The organism is Nocardia sp. CA-135953 (assembly GCF_050955735.1).
In the GTDB taxonomy this organism is placed as follows: Bacteria; Actinomycetota; Actinomycetes; order Mycobacteriales; family Mycobacteriaceae; genus Nocardia.
Genome location: NZ_CP192082.1, coordinates 1,425,193 through 1,447,372 on the forward strand (window position 1 = coordinate 1,425,193; position 22,180 = coordinate 1,447,372).

At 67.0% G+C, this 22,180-nt stretch carries 4 protein-coding genes; 1 reads left to right on the plus strand and 3 read right to left on the minus strand.

What is annotated here, in order from left to right; translation table 11 throughout:
• The first annotated feature begins 30 nt into the window (after positions 1-30).
• Positions 31-18,210 (plus strand): amino acid adenylation domain-containing protein, encoded by an 18,180-nt coding sequence (locus ACQPXH_RS06510; protein WP_433601403.1) that lies wholly within the window; start codon positions 31-33, stop codon positions 18,208-18,210.
• 15 nt (positions 18,211-18,225) lie between these two features.
• On the opposite strand, the gene ACQPXH_RS06515 is transcribed toward ACQPXH_RS06510, so the two are convergent.
• The 3 genes from ACQPXH_RS06515 to ACQPXH_RS06525 form a co-directional block, all read right to left on the minus strand.
• Complete coding sequence (locus ACQPXH_RS06515; protein WP_433601404.1) at positions 18,226-18,624, minus strand: hypothetical protein; 399 nt, start codon at positions 18,622-18,624, stop codon at positions 18,226-18,228.
• Positions 18,625-19,078: 454 nt separating this feature from the next.
• Entirely contained in the window at positions 19,079-20,326 is a 1,248-nt protein-coding gene (locus ACQPXH_RS06520) for a hypothetical protein (protein ID WP_433601405.1), read from the minus strand.
• Between the two features lie 7 nt (positions 20,327-20,333).
• A complete protein-coding gene (locus tag ACQPXH_RS06525) occupies positions 20,334-22,127 on the minus strand; it encodes a hypothetical protein (protein WP_433601406.1) in 1,794 nt (597 codons plus the stop codon).
• Positions 22,128-22,180 lie beyond the last annotated feature (53 nt).

Below are 22,180 nucleotides of genomic sequence, written 5' to 3' on the forward strand. Positions count from 1 at the left end.
CTGAAATGAACGATATAAGCGGAGGTCTAAATGGGCCAGTCGACGAGTGGTATGGATGGCAGTCCGAACCGGTCTGAATCATGGCGAACCGGCTCATTCCGCTCTTCCGGAAACCTGGGTTCGGGTAACGGTTCCGGCACGATTTCCAACGGCGATGGATACGCACGACCGTCGTCGTCCGGCGTTCTTCCGCTGACTGCTGCACAGCGGGGAATATGGTTTGCTCAGCATCTTGCGGAGTCATCGCCGATATCTGTTGCCCAATACGTCGAGATCGCGGGCGAGTTGGACGTGGAATTGCTTGCCGAGGCATGTCGAACCGCCAGTCGCGAGTTCGGATCCGGACATATGCGCCTGATCGAGGTCGACGCAGAGCCATGCCAGTTCGTCGACCAGGAACATGGAGCTCAGGTGTCGGTCATGGACTTGCGCCGACATTCCGATCCGGTTGCGACTGCGCACCGAATTATGGCTCAGGATTATTCTGCTCCGCTGGACTTGCTGCACGACGACCTCATGACGAGCATTGTGTTCCAGGTCGGCGCGGACCACTTCCTGTGGTATCAGCGCGCGCACCATATCGCGCTCGACGGATTCGCCGCGGTGACGATGCTGCACCGGATCACCGAGTTGTACAACGCTTGGGTGAAGTTCGAGGAGGCGGCTCCCTGCGCGGCGCAGGACCTGGGAGCCGTCGTCGAGCAGGATCTGGCGTACCGGGGCTCGGAACGTCTCGACAACGACCGCAGATACTGGCTGGAGCACTTGGCAGGGGCGCCTCCCGTCGTCAGCCTGGCCGGTCGCGTGGGCAAGCCCACCATTCATCCGGCGCTGGTCAGCGCAGAGCTGCCGGACGCCACCGCACAGCTGCTGGAACGCGTCGCGGTCGAACACGGTCCGAGCGCGACTCCGACCATCGTCGCGGCATTCGCCGCGTATCTCGCGCGGATGACCGGAAGCGATGAAGTATTGCTGAGCCTGCCGGTCTCGGGTCGGCACTCTGCCGTGCTGCGCCGTTCCGGGGGGATGGTGGCAAACGTGGTCCCGCTGCGAGTGCGGGTCGCGGGCCGCACCGTCGGTGAACTGATCGCGGCTGTGCTGGGCGAGCTGACGAGTGCTCTTCGGCGGCAGCGCTACCGCCAGGAGGACATATTCCACGATATGGGGATTGCGCGCGACGAGGCGGCATCCTTCGGACCGGCCGTGAACCTCATGATGATCGAGAACGAGGTTGTGCTCGGCGATACGACAGGCCGCCTGCATGTTCTCACCTCAGGCCCGACCGCCGACCTTTTCGTCAATATCTACGCGGGCGCGGGCAAGGGCAGTACACATATCGACTTCCAGGGGAATCCGAATTCCTACGGCCCTGAGGAACTCGCCGGTCACCACCGTCGGTTCCTCATGTTCCTGCACGAGTTCCTCGCCGGGGGAGCGGAATGTCCGGTGAGCAGACTGCCGCTGCTCGAAGTAGGGGAACGGTCTGCGCTGCTGCCGGTGCGGGGGCCGAGCGGGGTCGAAACACGGCTGCTTCCTGAGCTGTTGAGCGAGAGCGCGCACCGGAATCGAAGCGCATGCGCGATCGCCTCGGCCGGGCAGACGATGACCTACGGCGAGCTGGACACCAGATCTTCGCAGCTGGCCCGGCATCTCATAGCTCTGGGTTGTGGGCCGGACACGGCGGTCGCGATCATGCTGCGACGCTCGGTCGAATCGGTCGTGGCCACGTGGGCGGTCGCGAAATGCGGGGCCGCGTTCGTCCAGTTGGCTCCCGAGTACCCGTCGAAGCGGATCGCGCATATGGTCGCCGACAGCGGCGCAGCCGTGGCGATCACGGTCGATGCCCTGCGCGGGCGGCTCCCGCAGGAGATACACCATGTGGTTCTGGACGACCCCGTGACCAGGTGGGAATCCGACACCGCGGGCGGCCCGATTTCCGACGATGATCGTATCCGGCCACTACGGCCTTCTCATGTCGCCTATATGACGTATACCTCGGGATCCACCGGAACCCCGAAAGGTGTCCAGGTCACCCACACCGGCCTCGCGAATCTCGTTGCCGACCGCGCCGCCACGTACGCCATCGACACGGCATCCCGCGTGTCCTATGCCCTCTCGCCCAGTTTCGACGCCTCCCTCGAGCAGTTTCTGACCTGCTTCTCGACCGGATCGACGCTGGTGATCGTGCCGCCCGAGGTGACCGGCGGTGAGCCGCTCACGCAACTGCTGGCCGATGAGCACGTGACCCACCTGACGCTGACACCCGCGATGTTGGCAACCGTGGACCCGGGTGCGACGACCGACTTGCGGGTGGTCGTGGTCGGTGGTGACGTGTGTCCACCGCACGTCATCGAGCGGTGGACCGCATTGTCCATGTACAACGAATACGGTCCCACCGAGACCACGGTGACCGCCGTCGGCGCCATGCTGCGCCCCGGCCGCGCGCACACGGTCGGTGGCCCGATTCGTGGCTTCTCGGCGATGGTGCTGGACCGAACGCTGCAACCGGTGCCCAAGGGCAGCGCGGGCGAGCTGTATCTCGCCGGGCCGGGATTGGCCCGTGGATACAGCCATCTGTCCGGCGAAACCGCCGCCCGGTTCGTCGCCGATCCGTACGGCGACGTCGGCGAGCGGATGTACCGCACCGGCGACATCGCGCGCTGGACCGGCGAAGACGGCGAAATGACGCTGGAAATGCTGGGGCGCAGCGACTTCCAGGTCAAGATCCGCGGATACCGGATCGAACCGGGTGAAATCGACGCCGCGCTCGCTACCCACCAGGACGTGGATCTTTGCGTCACGGTGCCGGTGCAGAACAAAGCCGGTACGACCGTGCTGGCGTCCTATGTCGTCCCCGTCAGCGGCCGTCGGATCGATCCGCCCGAACTCCAGCGCTTCGCCCGCGATTCGCTGCCGCCGCATCTGGTCCCGGCGGTGATCCTCGCGTTGGACAGCCTCCCGGTGAACGCCTTCGGCAAGGTCGATCGCCGCGCTCTGCCGAAGCCCGAATTCGGGACCGCGCCGGTCGGCCGGGCGCCGGCGACGGGCCGGGAAAACATGATCGCAAGGCTGTTCGCCGAGGTGCTCGGCGTGCCTCGGGTCGGGGCGGACGACAGCTTCTTCGCCCTCGGCGGCGACAGCATTCTGTCGATCCGGCTGGTGGCGCGGGCCAAGGTCGAGGGACTGAGTTTCTCCACACAGGATGTGTTCGTGCACAAGACCGTCGCGGGCCTGGCGGCCACGGCGACCGAAGGCGGCGATATCCCCGAGCTGGCCGAGTTGCCCGGTGACGGCGTCGGACCGATGCCGTTGTCGCCGATCATGCACGCAATGCTCGAGCGGGGTCATTACGACCGATTTGCGCAGGCGGCGCTCGTGCAGCTGCCCGAGGGGGTCGATCGAGCGGGTCTCGTGCGCGCATTGGGATCCCTACTGGACCGCCACGACATGCTGCGCGCGGTACTGCGCGGGGGCGATTCGGATGATCGGTACGTAGAGGTACTCGATCGGGAAGCGGTCGACCCGGACGCCGCGCTCGTCGATGTTCGGCTCGATCGACGTGCGGCCGCCGAAGTCGACCGGCACCTGCACAAAGCCGCGGATCGCCTCGACCCGGGCAACGGTGTGCTCGTTCAGGCCGTCTGGATTCAGGATCGCAATGGCTCGGGACCCGACCTGATGTGGCTGGTGATCCACCATCTCGCCGTCGACGCGGTGTCGTGGCGCATCATCCTCGCCGACCTCGCGCAGGCCTGGTCGCGGGTTTCCGGCGACGAACCGCATTTCGGCCCGGTCACCACCTCGTTCCGGCGATGGGTGCACGGCTTGGTCGAGCAGACGCCGGCCAGGCGCTCGACGGAACTCGACCTGTGGAAAGACGTACTCGAGCGCGGCGACCAGCTACTCGGATCGCGCCGTCTGATCCCGGATCGTGATGTCGGGGCCACCGCGGGGCGGGTACGTCAGCGCATCCCAGCAGCCGTTGCCGAGACGGTTCTCACCACCATTCCGGACCGCTTCCACTGCAGTGCCAACGATCCGCTGCTGGCGGCCCTGGTACTGGCACTCGGTGAGTGGCGGCGCAGGCGCGGTACGGCGGCGGCCGACGGAGAGTTGATCTCGCTGGAGGGACACGGACGTGAGGAGCGGGCCGTACCCGGCGCCGATCTCAGCGCCACCGTGGGCTGGTTCACCACCCGCTGTCCGGTCCGGATCGAATGCGGGAATATCGACCTCGATGATGCGCTGACCGGCGGCAAGAGTGCGGGACTTGCGATAAAGCTGGTGAAGGAGCAGCTGCGCGCGGTGCCCGGCAACGGCATCGGCTATCAGATGCTGCGCCATCTCGATTCCCGGGGCAGCGCCGAGCTCGCAGACCTGCCCGAACCGCAGATCAGTTTCAACTATCTCGGGCGGGTGGGCCTCGGTGAACGCTCGGGGCCCTGGGCACCCACCACCGAATTCACCGCACTGACCGCGACCAGCGATCCGGATATGGCGCTGGCCGCCGTGCTCGATATCAATGCGATCGCCGAGCAAGGTCGCGACGGGCTCGAAATCGACGCGACCTGGGAGTTCGCCTCACGAGTATTGAGTGGCGACGAGGTCGACGAACTCGCCGGGCTGTGGGCTCGAGCCCTGGGGGCGCTGGCCGAGCACGTCCGATCCGACACCACACCCGGCTTCACTCCATCCGACTTCCCGCTCAGCGCGGTATCGCAGGACGATATCGACCACTGGTTGCGGGAATACCCGTCGATGAGCGATGTGTGGCCACTCACCGCCCTGCAGTCCGGGCTGCTGTTCCACTCGGTCTACGACCGGGACGGCGACGACGGCTACATCGTGCAGGCGGCGCTGACGTTCGCCGGGCAGGTGGATGGGCAGCGGATGCGGCGGTCCGCGCAGGCGCTCATCGACCGGCACGACAGCTTGCGGACCGCATTCGTCGAGAGTGCCGATGGGCCACGTCAGATCGTGTTGCGCGACATCGAGGTCGACTGGGACGAGTCGAGTATCACCGATGTCGACCAGCAGGCGGCAGCACTTCGTCTACTCGCGACGGCGGCTGCGGCTCCGTTCGACCCGGCGCGACCGCCGCTGATGCGTTTCCACCTGGTGCGCACCGGCGTCGATATGTTCCAACTGCTGGTGACCAACCACCACCTCGTGCTGGACGGCTGGTCGATGCCCCTGCTGATCCACGAATTGCTCGCGCTGTACACATCCGATTGCGATACCGCCGAGCTCGCGCCGCCTCGTTCGTACCGAGAGTATCTGCAGTGGCTCCAGGCCCAGGATCGCGACGCCGCAATCGCCGCGTGGCGCGAGATGCTCGCGGGAATCGACAGTCCGACGCGGGTCACCAGCGGACCGGATCGGACCGTCACGGCGCAGGTCGGCGAAGTCGGCTTGAACCTGGACGCCGCGACCAGCGCCGCGATTCTCGATCTGGGCCGCTCACACGGCATCACCGCCAACACGGCCCTACAGGTGGCGTGGGCATTGCTGGTGGCCGTCCTGACCGGACGGTCGGACGTGGTGTTCGGCAATACGCTCTCGCACCGCCCGCCGCAGATTCCCGATATCGAGCGCATGGTCGGGCTCCTCGTCAACACGCTGCCCGTCCGAGTCCGGCTCGAGCCCGATGAAACCGTCGGCGACCTGCTCGTCCGCGTGCAATCCGAGCAGGCCGCAATGCTGGATCACCAACACATCGGTCTGGCGGAGCTGCAGCGGGCCACCGGCATCACCGATATGTTCGACACCGCGACGGTGCTCGAGTCTTATCCGCTCGACCGGGAACTGTTGGCGCGCAATCTATCCGACGCCGGACTGCGGCTCGTCGAGATCGACGCACACGATGCCACGCCGTATCCGTTGAGTTTGCAAGTGACCCCGCCGCGGTCGAGTCGCGACGGACGACCGGACGCCGACGAGACCTACACGGTCACGCTGAAATTCGCCACCGACCGATTCGATTCCGACGAGGCCCGCATGCTGCTCGAACGATTCGAGTTGCTGCTCGTGCAGATCATCCGCGATCCCGCCCGGAAGGTCGCCGCGATCTCCTGCTGCTGGGATTCCGAACGCGCGGAACTGCTTTCGGCCGTCAGCGCGGAGCCGGCCGCGCAGCTCGTGCTGCGCGATATCCTGTCGGGGACCGCGCGCAGGTATCCGGATGCCGTGGCTGTCCGGTGCGGTGACAGCATGTGGACCTACCGTGAGCTGGACCGGCGCGCCGAGGGGTTCGCTCGTCTGCTGGCCGGCCATGGTGCGCGCGCCGAGTCGATCGTCGCATTGGCCGCTCCCCGTTCGGCCGAACTGGTCATCGCGATCTGGGCGGTGGCGAAAACAGGTGCCGCCTTCCTGCCTTTGGATCCCAGCAATCCCGCCGCGCGGGTCGGGGAGCTGCTATCCGACTCGCGGATCACGCTGGGCGTGACGACCAGCGCTGTGGCACCGCGGCTTCCGGATACTGTCGACTGGTTGCTGCTGGACGCTTCGGCTTCGGACGCTGATGCCGGTGTACCTCGTCCGGTCGGGGCCGAGAAGCTGTCGGCCGACAATGCGGCATACGTGATCTACACGTCCGGATCGACCGGCAAACCGAAGGCGGTCCACCTCAGCCATCGAGGTCTTGCCGACCTGGTCGCGGCGCAGGTCGACGCGTTCGGTGTGGGTACGGATTCGGTGGTGTTGCAGGTCGCGTCGCCGGGATTCGACGCTTGCCTGTCGGAGTTGCTGTTGGCGCACAATAGCGGCGCGTGTCTGGTGGTGGCGCCGCCGGAGGTGTACGCGGGGACCGACCTCGCGGAATTGCTTCGGTCGCAGCAGGTTTCGCACGCGATCATCACCCCGTCCGTGCTGAACACCATGGATCCGTCCCGGACGCCGTCGTTGACGTCGCTCGCGGTCGTCGGCGAAGCGACCGGGCCGGACACCGTGCAACGGTGGGGCCGGGGGCGACGGCTGATGAATCATTACGGACCGACCGAGTGCACGATCTGGGCGACGGGGTCGGATGCCCTCGCACCCGGCGAGCCGGTGACGATCGGTGGCCCGATCCGAGGCGCGTCCGCGATGGTTCTCGACACGTGGCTGCGGCCGGTGCCGGTCGGTGTCGCGGGCGAACTCTATATCGGTGGGCCCGGACTGGCCCGCGGGTACGTCGATCGACCGGGCGTGACCGCGTCGCGCTTTGTCGCGGATCCGCGATCCCCCCGCGGCGAGCGGATCTATCGCACCGGTGATTCCGTGCGCTGGGTGCGCGGACGCACGGGGTTGGCATTGGAATACCTGGGCCGCGGCGATCAACAGATCAAGATTCACGGCCTGCGGATCGAGCCGGGAGAAATCGATGCCCACCTGGCCCGCCACCCGGACGTGGCGAGCGTCGCCACCGTTGCGGTGCAAGGGCCTGCCGGCGAACCGGTTCTGATGTCCTATGTCGTCGCAGCGCCGGGCGCTGCCGTCGATGTGGCGGCACTCGGCGACGATCTCGCGGGCAGGCTACCCCGTTATCTGAATCCCGCGGCGATCGTGCAGCTCGCGGAGATGCCGTGCACGCCTACCGGAAAGATCGATCGGAAAGCGTTGCGGCAGCGCGCCTTCGAATCCGACGCCGCAGCAGGCAGGCCGCCGGCGACGCATACGGAGCAGGTTGTGGCGCAACTGTTCGCCGATGTGCTCCATCTCGACACGGTGTCCGCCGATAGCAACTTCTTCGCGCTCGGCGGGGACAGCATCGTCTCGATGCGGCTGGTGGCGCTGGCGAGATCCGCCGGGCTCACGCTCACGCCGCGAGACGTATTCGAAGGCAAGACAGTTGCCGCCCTCGCCGCAACAGCGGACGGCGACGCGGCTGCGGTGACCATCGAGGAACCCGCTCGACGCTCGACGGCGGATCGAACCCCCGATCATCCGCTCGTCGTGCTGACAGAACAGGACATCGATCGGCTGGAACGGCAGTACCGGGGGCTGTCCGACGTGTGGCCGTTGTCTCCCATGCAGTCCGGGATGCACTTCGACTCGACGTTCGACCCGGATGCCGGGGACAACTACACCGTTCAGACGATGATCGGATTGTCCGGCGCGGTCGACGGTGAGCGGCTGCGCCGCGCTGCCCAGGCCGTGGTCGACCGGCACGATATCCTGCGGGCCGCCTTTGTGGAGACGGCGGCAGGGCCATGCCAGATCGTGCTGGACCATGCTGAAATCCCGTTCCGGGAGATCGATCTCGCCGGTAGTGGCGACGCGGAGTCGCCCGCCGACCCGCAATCCATTGCGGCAGCGGACGCGGCGGCCGGATTCGACCTGTCGGACCCTCCGCTCCTGCGCCTGACGCTGATCCGTCTCGATGCCGGGTCGTTCCGGCTGCTTGTCACGAATCACCATGTGATCCTGGACGGCTGGTCGATGCCGTTGCTGATGCGAGAACTGCTCGACTACTACGGATCTCCCGCGCATATCGACTCCGCCGGTCCCGCTCCCTCCTACCGCGATTATCTGTCCTGGTTGGGTCGCCAGGACAGCGCCGCATCCAAAGCGGCATGGGCGCAGGCCTTTTCGGATGTCGAAGCACCCACTCGGGTGTCCCGCGAAGCCACGGCGGGCTCCGTATCCGCCGCCGAGGTCGCGGCCGAACTCACGGGGGATCGTTTCGCCGAACTCCGTCGAGTGGCGGCGGAGACGGCCGTCACCGTCAATTCGGCGGTGGCCGCGGCCTGGGCGCTGAATCTGCGCGTATCGACCGGTGAGAGCGATGTGATCTTCGGCGCCGCGGTGTCGGGCCGGCCTCCGGAGTTGCCGCTGGTCGATCAGACGCTCGGTATGTTCCTGACTACGGTTCCAGTGCGAGTCCCGCTCGAACCTACGATGACGGTGCGCGAGTTACTGACCGGCATTCAGGCGCGGCACGCTCGCATGCTCGAGCATCACCATATCGGCCTACCCGAGATCCACCGCAGTGTCGGCCTGCCCGAGCTCTTCGACACCGCTATAACCTTCCAGTCGTTCCCCGTCGACCGGACGGCGCTGCAGGAACTCGTCGATTCGGCGGGTCTGCGGGTGGACGAACTCAGCGGTGTGGACGCGGCGCCGTACCCGCTGAGTCTGATCGTGGAACCGAAGCAGTCCGCGGACGGCGAGGCGCAGGGGCTGCGGATCATCCTCCGATTCCACGAACGCGCATTCGAGACCGCCGCGGCGCGCCGCATCCTCGACCGTTTCGTCGAGCTGCTGTGCCGGATCGCCGCGAACCCGGACGTGCGGCTGGGCGAGCTGGCGCTGGACGAGGAACCGGGGCCCTCGTGGCCGGTTTCGGCTACGGACGAAGCGATTCCGGACACGTTGGATCGCATACTGGCGGCTTCCGCTGCCGCCGAACTCGACGCGATCGCCGTCCGGTGTGGTACCGCCGCCATGACCTACCGGCAGCTCGACGAGCGATCCACGCGTCTGGCTCGGATCCTGCTGCGCCACGGCGCCAGGCGGGGACAGATCGTCGCCTCCGTGCTGCCGCGATCCCTTGCGGCGACGGTCACCGTGTGGGCCGTGGCCAAGACCGGCGCCGCCTTGCTGCCGATCGATCCGATCCTGCCGGCGGAGCGCATCGAATATCTGCTGTCGGACTCGAAAACTGTTCTCGGACTGACCGATACGTCAACCAGGAAGCATCTTCCCGAGGGTGTCGACTGGCTGATCCTCGATGCGGAGCAGACGCTGCGCGCCGTGGACTCGGTCCCTGCCGCGCCGATCAGCGATGCCGAACGCGCAGGGCCGATTCGGCGGGATCAGACCGCGTATGTGAGCTACACCTCCGGGTCGACCGGAACGCCCAAGGGTGTTCTCGTCAGCCATCGCGGCTTGGCGGATATCGTCGCGGCGCAGCGGCGGATACTCGACGTCGACCCGATGTCGGTGGTACTGCAGGTCGCCTCGCCCAGCTTCGACGCTTCGATCTTCGAGCTGTTGATGGCGCATGGCTCGGGCGGGCGGCTCGTCATCTCGCCCGCCGATGTCTACGCCGGTCCCGAACTCGCGAATCTGATTCGGCGAGAGGGTATTTCGCATGCCATAGTTACCCCGTCGGCGCTGGCGACAGTACCGAGCGATGGTCTCGACGGGTTGCGCGTGCTGGCAGCGGCTGGTGAGCCGGTCGGGCCGGAACTAGTCGATCGGTGGGCGCCGCATCGCGCCATGCTCAATGTCTACGGGCCGACGGAATGCACTATCTGGGCTACCTCCGGCGCGGCTCTGGCATCGGGTACCGCGGTCACGATCGGCAAGCCGGTCGGCCCGGTCGCGGCCGTGGTCCTGGATACCTGGTTGCGGCCCGTGCCGGTCGGCGTCTCGGGCGAGCTGTACCTGTTCGGCGCCGGCCTGGCCGATGGGTACGTCGCCAGGATGGGGCTGACTGCGGCGCGGTTCGTCGCATGCTCGTTCGGGGAGCCGGGTCAGCGCATGTACGCGACCGGTGACATGGTGCGCCGCACCGCCGACGGTGAGATGGAGTTCTTGGGGCGCAACGATTTTCAGGTGAAGGTGCGCGGCACCAGGATCGAGCTGGGGGAGATCGACGCGGTGCTGGGCGCGCGGGCGGATGTGGCATACGCCGTCACCGTGCCGCGCAGCGATGAGGGGCGACCGGTGCTGCTGGTGTCCTATGTCGCGCCCGCGACCGGGGCGCGGGTATCGGGCGCGCAGTTGCGTGCGGCGCTGGCCGAGGCGTTGCCCCGGTACATGGTGCCGTCCGCGGTGGTGGTGCTGGACGAGGTGCCGCTGACCGCGAACGGGAAGCTGGATCGCGAGCGGTTGCCCGAACCGGTTGCGGTCGTGCGCGAATTCCGGGCCCCATCGCCGGGGTTCGAAGAGTTGGTCGCGCGGACATTCGAGCAGGTACTCGACGTGAACCGGGTGGGAGTCGACGACGACTTCTTCGCGTTGGGCGGCGATTCGCTGAGCGCCTCGCTGGTGGTGGCGCGTATAGGTGCGGCCATGGACGTGCGCGTGCCGGTGCGGTCGGTGTTCGAGGCGCCGACCGTCGCCGAACTGGCCGCGCTTGCAGGGACACTCAGTGGTAAGGGCCGGTTGCCCCTGCTGCCCGGCGTGCACCAGGGCCCCGTGCCGCTGTCGCTGGCGCAGCAGCGGATGTGGTTCCTGAACCGGTTCGACCCGGACTCGGCGGCGTACAACATTCCGGTGATGCTGCGGCTGTCGGGACGGTTGGACACCGCGGCGCTGGCATCCGCGCTCGCGGATGTGATGGCACGTCACGAGGTATTGCGGACCATATATCCGGAAGTCTCCGGTGAGCCGCGCCAGATCGTTCTCGACGAGTTCGCGCTGCCGGTGCAGCCGGTGTGCGTGCCTGCGGATTCGGTCCCGGATGTGGTGGGCGAGTTCGTGCGGCGCGGATTCGATGTGACCGCCCGGGTGCCGATGCGCGTGGGATTGTTCGAGATCGACAGTGACACCGGAGAATTCCTGCTGGTGCTGGTGGTCCATCACATTGCCGGCGATGGTCAATCGATGGGACCGCTGGCCCGTGACGTGATGGCGGCGTATGCCGCGCGACTGGCCGGGCACGCGCCGGAATGGGAGCCGCTCGCGGTGCAGTACGCGGATTTCGCGTCGTGGCAACGGCAGATGCTCGGTGCCCCCGACGATCCGGCCTCGTTGATGTCCACGCAGCTGCAGTTCTGGCGCTCGACGCTCGCGGGCGCACCGGACCGGCTGGAACTTCCGGCGGACCGACCACGCCCGGCCGTCGCCTCGCTGTCCGGAGGCCGGGTACCGGTGCGGATCGATGCGCGGCTGCACGAGCGGCTGCTCGCGCTGGCGCGGTCGCGCGGGTCGTCGCTGTTCATGGTGATGCATTCGGCGCTGGCAACGGTATTGGGGCGGCTCGGTGGCAGCGATGATGTAGTGATCGGCACCCCGGTCGCGGGGCGCGGCGAGCCCGGCCTGGACGATCTGGTGGGGATGTTCGTGAACACCCTCGCATTGCGGACCCGGGTGGATCCCGGCGAGCCGTTCACCGAGTTGCTGATGCGCACTCGCGAGACGGACCTGCTTGCGTTCGAGCACGCGGACGTGCCGTTCGAGCGGGTCGTGGAGGAGTTGAGCCCGCAGCGGTCGGCGGCGCGGCATCCGTTGTTCCAGGTGGCCCTGGCGTTCCAGAACGTGTCGACGGTCGATGTGGAGCTGCCCGGCGTCCGGGTGGCTCTTGCGGATGTGGACACCGGGGCGACCCAGTTCGACCTGCAACTGATGCTTTCCGATTCGTCCGGCAATGCGGGTGTGGCACAAGGCATCTCGGGAATGATGACCTATGCGCGGGATCTGTTCGACGAGGCGACCGCCGCGGCGATCGTCCGACGGTTGGTGCGGGTGCTGGAAGCCGTCGCCGACGATCCGGCCGTTGTGATCGGCGATATCGACTGGCTGGAAGCCGAGGAGCGCTCGGCGCTCACGTCGCGGGTGGGGGCACACGCCGTCCCACCGGAGCCGTCCGGATTGTTGCCGGAGGTGTTCGCCTCGGCCGTCCGGGACAACGGCGACGGCAGCGCCGTTGCCGCGGGGGCGGCCACGTTGTCGTATGCGCAGCTGGACGAGCGGTCCAGTCGGCTGGCGAGGGTACTGATCCGCCGTGGCGCCGGACCGGAGAGTTCGGTGCTGGTCGCGGCAGCGCGGTCGATGGAGTCCGTCGTCGCGTGGTGGGCGGTGGTCAAGACGGGCGCGGCGTACGTACCGGTGGACCCTGGCTATCCCGCGAGCCGGATCGAGCAGATGGTCTCGGATTCTGGTGCGACGCTGGGAGTTACGGTGTCGTCGGCGCGCGCCCAGGTGCCCGATGCGGTGCACTGGCTCGTGCTCGACGACCCGGCCGTTGCCGCGCACATCGACGCGGCGGGCAGCGGCCCGATCGGCGATGACGAGCGGACGCGGCCGCTGCGCGCTTCGGATGTCGCCTACGTGGTCTTCACCTCCGGATCCACCGGAGTGCCGAAGGGCGTCGCCGTCACCCATTCGGGCATTGCCGATTTCATCTCGAGCCGGCGCGCCGACCCCGAGCTTCGGCACACATCCAGGGTGTTGCATTTCGCGTCGCCGTCGTTCGACGCCGCACTGATGGAGATCCTGATCGCGGTGAGCCGGGCCGGTGCACTGGTCGTCGCGCCGACGGGGATCTACGGCGGCGGTGAACTGGCCGAGTTCCTGCGCGTGCAGCGGGTCACCCACGCCTTCCTGACCCCGGCCGCGCTCGCTTCGGTGGATCCGGCCGGGCTGAACGACTTGCGGCTGGTGATGTCCGGCGGTGAGGAGGTCCCGGCGGATCTGGTGAGCCGATGGGCGGGCACCGACCTCGCAGGCGCTCGGAAATTCCAGGTGCTGTACGGTCCGACCGAGGCCACGATCGTCGCCACGGCGACGAGGGCACCGCGACCGGATGGCCGGCCGACGATCGGTGTCCCGCTGCCGGGAATGCAGGCGCTGGTCCTGGACACCCGGTTGCAGCCGGTGCCGGTAGGGGTGGCCGGAGAGCTATATCTGGCGGGTCAGGCGCTGGCGCGCGGGTACCTGAACAGGGCGGCGACGAATGCGGCGCGGTTCGTGGCGCATCCGTTCGGGGAACCGGGACGTCGCATGTACCGCACGGGTGATGTGGTGCGCTGGAATACCGACGGCGCCCTGGAGTTCCTGGGGCGCAACGATTCCCAGGTGAAAGTCCGTGGTTATCGGGTCGAGCTCGGCGAGATCGACGCGGCACTGAGCGCGCGGGCGGAGGTGGCCTACGCGGTCACGGTGCCGTGGCGTGCCGGCACCGGCCCGGCGCAGTTGGTGTCCTATGCGGTACCCGAAAACGGGGCGAGCCTCTCGGGCGAAGAGCTGCGGGCCGCGTTGGCCGAGGTGTTGCCGTCATATCTGGTGCCCGCCGCGGTGATGATCATCGACGCCATCCCCCTGTCGCCGAATGGCAAGCTCGACCGCGCGGCCTTGCCCGCACCCGTCGTCCAAGCCAAGCAATTCCGGGCCCCGGCGTCGCCGGTGGAGGAAATAGTGGCCGGGGTATTCGCCGAAGTCCTCGGCATCGACGGTCCGCTAGGCGTCGACGACGACTTTTTCGAACTGGGCGGCAATAGTCTGGTGGCCACCCGCCTGGCCGCGCGGATCGGCGCCGCACTCGACGCGACCATACCGGTATCGATGATTTTCGAGGCGTCGACGGTCGCGCGGTTGGCCGCGCGCGCCGAATCGCGGGCCGACACCGGCCGGGTGGCGTTGACGGTCCAGCCACGGCCGCAGCGAATTCCGCTGTCGTACGCACAGCAGCGGATGTGGTTCCTGAACCGGCTGGAGCCCGGCACGGCCGCCTACAGCATTCCGATCGTGCTTCGGCTGTCCGGAAAGCTGGATCTCGACGCGCTGCGCGCGGCCGTCGAGGATGTGCTGAACCGGCACGAGGTACTGCGGACCGTGTATCCGTATGCCGAGGGCGAGCCGTCGCAGGTCGTCCTTCCCACCGCCGAGGCAATAGCGCCGATCGCGGTGACCTCGATCGCGGAACCTGAACTGGCCGAGGCGCTGTCGGCGTTCCTGTCGGGGGTGTTCGATGTGACGGTCGATGCGCCGGTGCGGGTGCGGTTGTTCGAGCTCGGGCCGAACGAGTGGGTCCTGGCCGTAGTGGTGCACCACATTTCCTGCGACGGGTCGTCGCTGGGCCCGATGGCGCGGGACATGATGACCGCGTACGCGGCGCACCTGCTCGGCGAGACACCGAACCAGCCGCCGCTGCCGGTGCAGTACGCCGACTACGCGATCTGGCAGCGGACGGTGCTCGGGGCCGAAGACGATTCCCAATCGCTGCTACGTGCCCAGATCGACTACTGGACACTCGAATTGGCGGAGCTCCCGGTTTTGCTGGAGCTGCCGACCGACCGACCGCGTCCGCCCGTGCAGACCTACGCGGGCGCGAGCGTGCCGTTGACCGTCGGTGCCGATCTGCACGCGGGATTGCAGCAGATCGCGCGAGCACACAACACGACCCTGTTCATGGTCTTCCACGCCGCGCTGGCGGCCACGCTGGCCCGGTTGGCCGGTACGGACGATATCGCGATCGGCAGTCCCTATGCCGGACGCGGCGAGCCCGAACTCGACGATCTGGTCGGGATGTTCGTCAACACCCTGGTGCTGCGGACCCGGCTGACCCCGGGGATGACGTTCACCGAACTGCTCGAGCAGGTGCGTGCGACCGATCTGGCCGCGTTCGGGCACGCCGATGTCCCGTTCGAGCGGCTGGTGCAGGAACTGAATCCGGTGCGCTCGCACGCCCACCATCCACTGTTCCAGGTGATGCTGGGATTTCAGAATGTCGGCGGGGCCGAGTTCGAACTGCCGGGCCTCTCGGCGTCGGCCATCACGGCCGACACCGACACCGCACTGTTCGACCTGCAGATCTCGGTGTCGGATTCCTACGACGCCACCGGTGCCCCGGCCGGCATCCGCGGCGCGGTGACCTACGCCAGCGACCTCTTCGACGCGACGACGGTGACCACGATGGTCGATCGCCTGCTGCGGCTACTCGGCACACTGGTCACCGATCCGGCACAGCCGGTGCACGAGGTGGATCTGCTCGCCGCCGATGAGCGGGAAGCCGTTCTGACGCAGTGGAATTCGACCGATCGCGGAATTCCTCCCGGCGAGACGCTCGCCTCGCTCTTCACCGACTCCGTGCAGGCGCATGCGGACCGGCCCGCGGTGACATTCGGCGAAAAGTCGCTGACCTATGCGGAATTCGCGTCTGGCGTATACCGATTGGCGCGGTGGTTGATCTCGCGTGGCGTGGGCCCGGAATCGTTGGTGGCGCTGCGGATGCGGCGTTCACTGGACCAGGTCACCGCCATGTACGCGGTGCACGCCGCGGGCGGTGGGTACCTGCCGATCGATCCGGACCAACCGGGCGACCGCATCGAGTACATGCTGTCGATCGCCGCGCCGGTGCTGGAGCTGTCGTCCCTCGATGAGCTGGAGCTGTCCGGATTCGATGACGCGCCGGTCACCGACACCGATCGGCTCGCACCATTGCGACCGCACAACATCGCGTACGTGCTCTTCACTTCGGGATCGACCGGGCGACCGAAAGGTGTTGCGGTATTGCACGGTTCGGTGGTGAACCAGCTGCGGTGGGTCAACGAGATCTACGAACTGACGCCGAATGACGTGGTGCTGCAGAAGTCTCCGGCCACCTTCGACATGTCGGTGTGGGAGCTGTTCGCGACACTGGCGATGGGGGCGCGGATGGTGATCGCGCGCGCCGACGGGCATGCCGACCCGGCCTACCTCGCCGAAACCATTGCCACCGAGCGGGTCACGATCGCCGCGTTCGTGCCGTCGATGCTGGCGGTATTCGCGGACGCGGTGTCCGCGGAGTCGCTGGCGTCCGTGCGAACGTTCCTGGTTGGCGGTGAGGCATTCGGCCCCGAGGTGGCGGCCGCGGTGCGGCGCGTAGTGCCCGGAATCGAGTTGCACAATCTGTACGGGCCGACCGAGTTCACCGTGTGTGCGACCGCGCACAAGGTGACCGAAGCCGACCGCGGGAGCATGCCGATGGGCACACCGGTGTGGAATGCGCGGGCATATGTACTCGACAACCGGTTACATCCGGTACCGCCCGGTGTCGCCGGGGAGCTGTACTTGGCGGGCGACCAGCTCGCGCGCGGCTATCGGTCACGTCCGGGCCTCACCGCGGAACGGTTCGTTTCGGACCCGTACGGTGACGGCCGGCGCTTGTACCGCACCGGCGATTTGGTGCGCTGGCGCCATAACGGCGAATTGGAATACCTGGGCCGCACCGATTTCCAAGTGAAGCTGCGCGGCCTGCGCATCGAACTCGGTGAAATCGAGGCAGTACTCGCCGAGCACCAGAGCGTCGCCCGGGCGATCGCTGTGCTGCACTCCACCGGTGCGGTGGACCACCTCTTCGGTTACCTGGTGCCCGCCGCCGGCGCCACGGTCGATACCACGGCCGTTATGGCGCACGCGGCAGCCGAACTGCCCGACTACATGGTGCCCACCACGGTGATGGTGCTCGACACGGTGCCCCTCACCGCGTCGGGCAAGCTGGACCGCGCGCGGCTACCGGAGCCGGTGCTCGCGGTAGGGGAGTTCAGGGAGCCCTCGTCGTGGCTGGAAGCGGAGGTTGCCCGGGCCTTCGCGGCGGTGCTCGGCATGGACCGGGTTGGCGCCGATGACGACTTCTACGCATTGGGCGGTAACTCGCTGAAGTCGGTGCAAGTGGTGAGCGAGCTGCGCAAGGAACTCGACTACGAGGTTCCGATCAGCTGGATGCTGTCGGATCCCTGCCCGGCCGACCTGGCAAAGCGGATCGAATCCGGTATGCACTCCGGGCCCACGGTCGATCGGAGCGTCGGCTTCGACGTGTTGCTGCCGATCCGGACCGGCGGTGCGCGACCACCACTGTTCTGTATCCACCCGGCAGTGGGACTGTCGTGGTGTTACCGCACACTCGACCGGTACCTGTCCGACGGTCGGCCGATCTACGGCATTCAGGCGCCACAGATCGGCGGCGAGGTGCCCGGTCCGGCGTCGATCGAGGAAATGGCCGAACGCTACTTCGACGAGATTCGCGCGGTTCAGCCACACGGCCCCTATCACCTCCTCGGCTGGTCGCTGGGTGGTGCGATCGCCCACGCGATTGCTGTCGAGATGCGCGCCGCCGGTGAACAGGTTGCGCTACTGGCACTGTTGGACGCCGAGGTGGGCGGTGTCGACGAGTCGACGATCTCCACCGTCACGGCCGGAGAACTGATCAGCAATCTCGGCCCGGTCATGGGCGTCGATTTCGTGCGCGCCGATGCGACCGCCGAGGAGGCCGCCGACCTGATCGAACGGCATCTGGGCGGCAGCCTCGGCATCGACGCCGCAAGGATCGAGCGTCTGACCGAGGCCTACAACCTGGCGGTCCGGGCGGCCGGCGACTGGCGGCCCGCGGTCTTGGACAGCGACATGCTCTACTTCACCGCGACACGTGAAAGGCGATCCGATGCCGCGGGTCACGAGGGATGGGCGCAGGTGGTCCGCGGGCGGATTTCGACTTTCGACATCGATGCGACCCATCTCGCGATGACCGAACCGGGCGCGATTGCCCAGATCGCCCGGATTCTCAACACACGACTGGATCGATGACCGTGCTTATCTCGGCTAGGTGGTGGGCGCGCCGGATCCATCGGTCCGGCCGTCTTGCGGGACGGGCGTGGTGATACCGACTATCGCCCCGAGCGACGCCCCGAGCGCCCCGCCGAGCACGGCGGCAGGTCCGGCTACGACGGCGACACCAACGGCCGCGCCGAGGATCGGGCCGACAACCAATCCGGTCGGCATGAACGGGATGCCGACGACGAACCCGGCGGCCGCGCCGGCCATTGCGGCGGCTATCGCGACTGGCGCGGACACGCCCGCGGCGATGCCTGCACCAATTGCCGCGCCGACTCCCGCGTCGACGGCGGTGGCGGTGCACCGGCCGGGATCTACGGGGACGCGTTCGCAGAACTCCTGGATCGGCTGCTGATCCACGGCTGGCGGCGCGTCCGGCGCGTCCACCGTCTGGATTCGGGTCCACGATGGGATAGCAGGCGCCTGCGCGGTGGCATCCGGGGATGCGTTCGCTACTCCGGTGCCGAGGACAACCGCAAGTGGCAATATGCTCGCAATCAATATCGGACGTGATCCACGCCAACGACCGGCTTCCGGCATTCCGCACCTCCTGGACGTCTACCACTTGGTTTGTCGACCTCGAGCATTTGTCGCACGTTGCGGCGCAGACAGCTTAAGCGGCCGACGCGGCGGGATCAGGGATAACTGTCAAGTCCCGTGTGTCCCCGCAAATCTGCGGCTATGTCCAGGTGTCCTCGGCGTTTGTGCCGCCCGCAACGCCCCAGGTCGGCAACTCCGGCTGCACCGGTTACCTTTTCGTGATGCCGGCCGATCGCGGCTCGCATCCCCCGTAGCCACTAGCCACCATCTCGACGACGCGATCAGCTACCAGGCATGAGGATCAGGCGGTGAGCGTTACCTCGGACCACAGGTCACCGTTCACGGCGATCTTGCCGGGGACGGCGTCGGGAGCCGTGTCGGCTCGGATGACGGTGTGATCGTGACTCACCAGCGAATCGACCAGCGATTTCTTCGGAATGGTCTTCGCCCAGCGCTTGACAAGTCCGAACGGAATCATCGCGTAACCCTCTGTCCGCCAATCTTGTTCGACGAAACGCCGGGGCGTGGCATTGTGCGAACCGTGATGTCCGACCTTGTAGAAGGCCAGACGGGACACGAGATCGACATTGCGCGGATCGGACAGGACATGCTCCCATGCGCCCTGCTGCGCGTCCCCCGGGAATAGCAATCGGGTTCCGGCGATATCCAGCACGAAGAAGACACTGGTGTTGTTGACCGCGTTCTCGAGAATCGAGGCGGCGCGCAGCAGTCGATCGTCATCGTCGATGAGATCGTCCAGGTCCAGATCCGCCTTCGCCTGAAGCAAGCGCTCCAGCAGGGTATTCCGCGCGATATAGCGCGGGTTGAAAAGCGGCGTCGGCCTGCCGTCGCTCGTCGCGGACGCGCCAGCGCGTACCAGGGGCCACGATTGCTTCGCAGGCGGATCCATGCGCTTCAGGAATCGGGCATCGCGCGGCGGCCCGAGGATATGTGCGACGAGCCCGACGCGATCAACGGCGATCGTATTCTCGGTTTCGTCCTTGCTCGGCAGGTACCGCACCCGATGGGGTGCGGCGAATCCGCTGAAATTGCGGCCGAGGAGCCGATCGGTCGCGGCGGCATTGCCCTGCGAGTTCACCGCGAACGCCTGTGCCTGTTCGACGCGGGCCGACATACGACCCCCGTTGCCGCGCCGCTCGATCAGCGCGAGCAGACCGTTCGCGGCATCGACCTGCCCGCTGCGGATCCGTCGCGCGTCTTCGTCGTCGGGGTCCTCGACGAATGGCACCCACACCTCGTCCACGGTCACCTGTTCCCATTCCCGGCAGGCGAATCCGGTGATGTGATCGGCGTGGTGATGGGTGGCGACCACGATGTCCAGATGCGGTCGGCGGTGCGGATCGGCCTCGGTGAGGTCGGCGATAATGGCCTGCACGGAGTCGCGGATCGGGCGTGCCCGGCCCTGGCTGTGCACGCCGCAGTCGACCAGCATGCGCCAGGTTTCGTTCTTGCGCCGCACCGTCACGGTGAAGGCGTCGCCGAATCCGACGTTGTACATCCGGACGGCAATTGTTGTCGGCGTCGACATTTTGTACCTACTCATCCGTCAGCGCGTGGATTGCCGCGAAATCGAGGCGGTGGATTGCGTGCTCGGCAGTCCATGCGCTCAGCGCGTCGTCGGCTTCCAGTCGGTCGAACCATTCCCGCATCGCGGCCAGCCGCAGCTTGCCCGCCCGGTGGAATGCGATGGCAGTGTCGTCAGCCGCCGACGACTCGTCGCTGAACGGCAGCGGCTTGGCGATCACATAGTCCACGCTGCCGTCGGCGCTGACGACGAGCGCGGTCCCGGCACGGATCACCGGTTGTTGCTTCCCCTGGCCCGCATCCTCGAGATCCGTGCGACGCTGCAGCAGCTGGATGGCCAATTCGGGACGCGGTAACCGATCGCCTGCCATGCGGTACGAGACGTGGATTCCCTCGCAGCTGATTTTGAAGTTCGGATCCAGTCCGATTCGGGCGGCGTTGGCTTCGGCCCATCCGATGAGCTCCTGGGCGACCTGCTCGAAAACGGAGTGGCGGGTCGAAGAACTGTCCCGGCCGGAGGCACCGTTGCCGTCGAGCACTGCGGGAGTTCGCAATTCGCCCGGAATGCCGATCGGGTCGAGATCCTTCGAAGCGGACAGGATGACCCTGGACAAATCCACCGGGTGATCGCCGTCGCCGAGGTTCATCGGATTGTCCGGTCGTTGCCAGACCAGCGCTTCATCGGTCAGCGAGGTGACGCTTACCGGCCAGATGCCGCGCCGCCGCAGCGCCTCCACGAGGGTGCTGCGCAGGTGTTGCCGATCCTCCGGATAAAGTCCGCGATCCGCGGTGACGATCGCTCGGACGACATCGCCGAATGTGACGTCCAGTACCGGGAGATAGTCGAAACTCCGCACGACCATCCCGAGCATCCGGTCCGCGGTCTTGACCGCCTCGTCGGCGATCCGAGATACCAGATCCGGGTGCAGGCGACCGGGCGGCAGCACTCCGGTGCCGCCACTGGCGATCCGAAGCAGATCCGCGATGGCGCTCTGGTAGGAGTCTCGGTACGCGTCGAATACCGCGGCCACGAAACACGCACCGCGTTCGTGCGGCTCCTGTGCCGCACGAAATCGCTCGGGTGTGCGGTTGAGGTCCTTTATCGCCGAACGCAATGCCGCGCCGCGTCCGGTGGACTCACCGAACTCCCGGGCCAGGTCCAGCAGCCCCGCGCTCTTTTCGAGCTCTCCCGATGTGGTCGCGATCGCGTCGAGTACCACGTCTCGGTGGGAGAAGTGCTGGAACAGCGCGATCAAGTCGGCGACGGCCTCGTGCCAGGCGAAGACATCCCGGTTGGTGGATTCGTTGTACAGTCGCCGGATTCGATGCACGATCGCATGCGTCACCTCGTGCGCGATGATGTCGCTCGACAGGCAGGTGAAGATGACCTGGCCGGGGAGATTGGCGCCCGGATTCTCGGCATCGGCTTGGTAATAGCCGAACAGCAAGGCGCGCCGCCGCGGATCGAAATAGGCGTTCCGCCCTTCGAAGGCGTGCGGGACCAGACGCAGGATCTGGTCGCGGTGCCACCGGAATCGGCGTCCCATGAACCGTTCGAATCGCTCGATGACGCTCATCGCGACCGCATAGACGATCTGTTGGTGCGCACGGGGATCGGTTTCGGTCGGTCGAATTCCGTCCTGTGCCAAGACAAATGGTTCGTCGAGGTCGACCGGGTCATACCACGCATTGCGGCTGGCGTCGAAGTCGACCACCTGCACGAGTGTGCCGTCGGGGCCCGGTCCCCGGATGTGCTCGAATGGGATATCCAGCGTGAGGAATTGGCCGGACAGCCGCGTCGACATCGGGTCGAATGCGAAGGTACGCAGCCTGCGCCGGGCCGGCGGACAGATTCCGC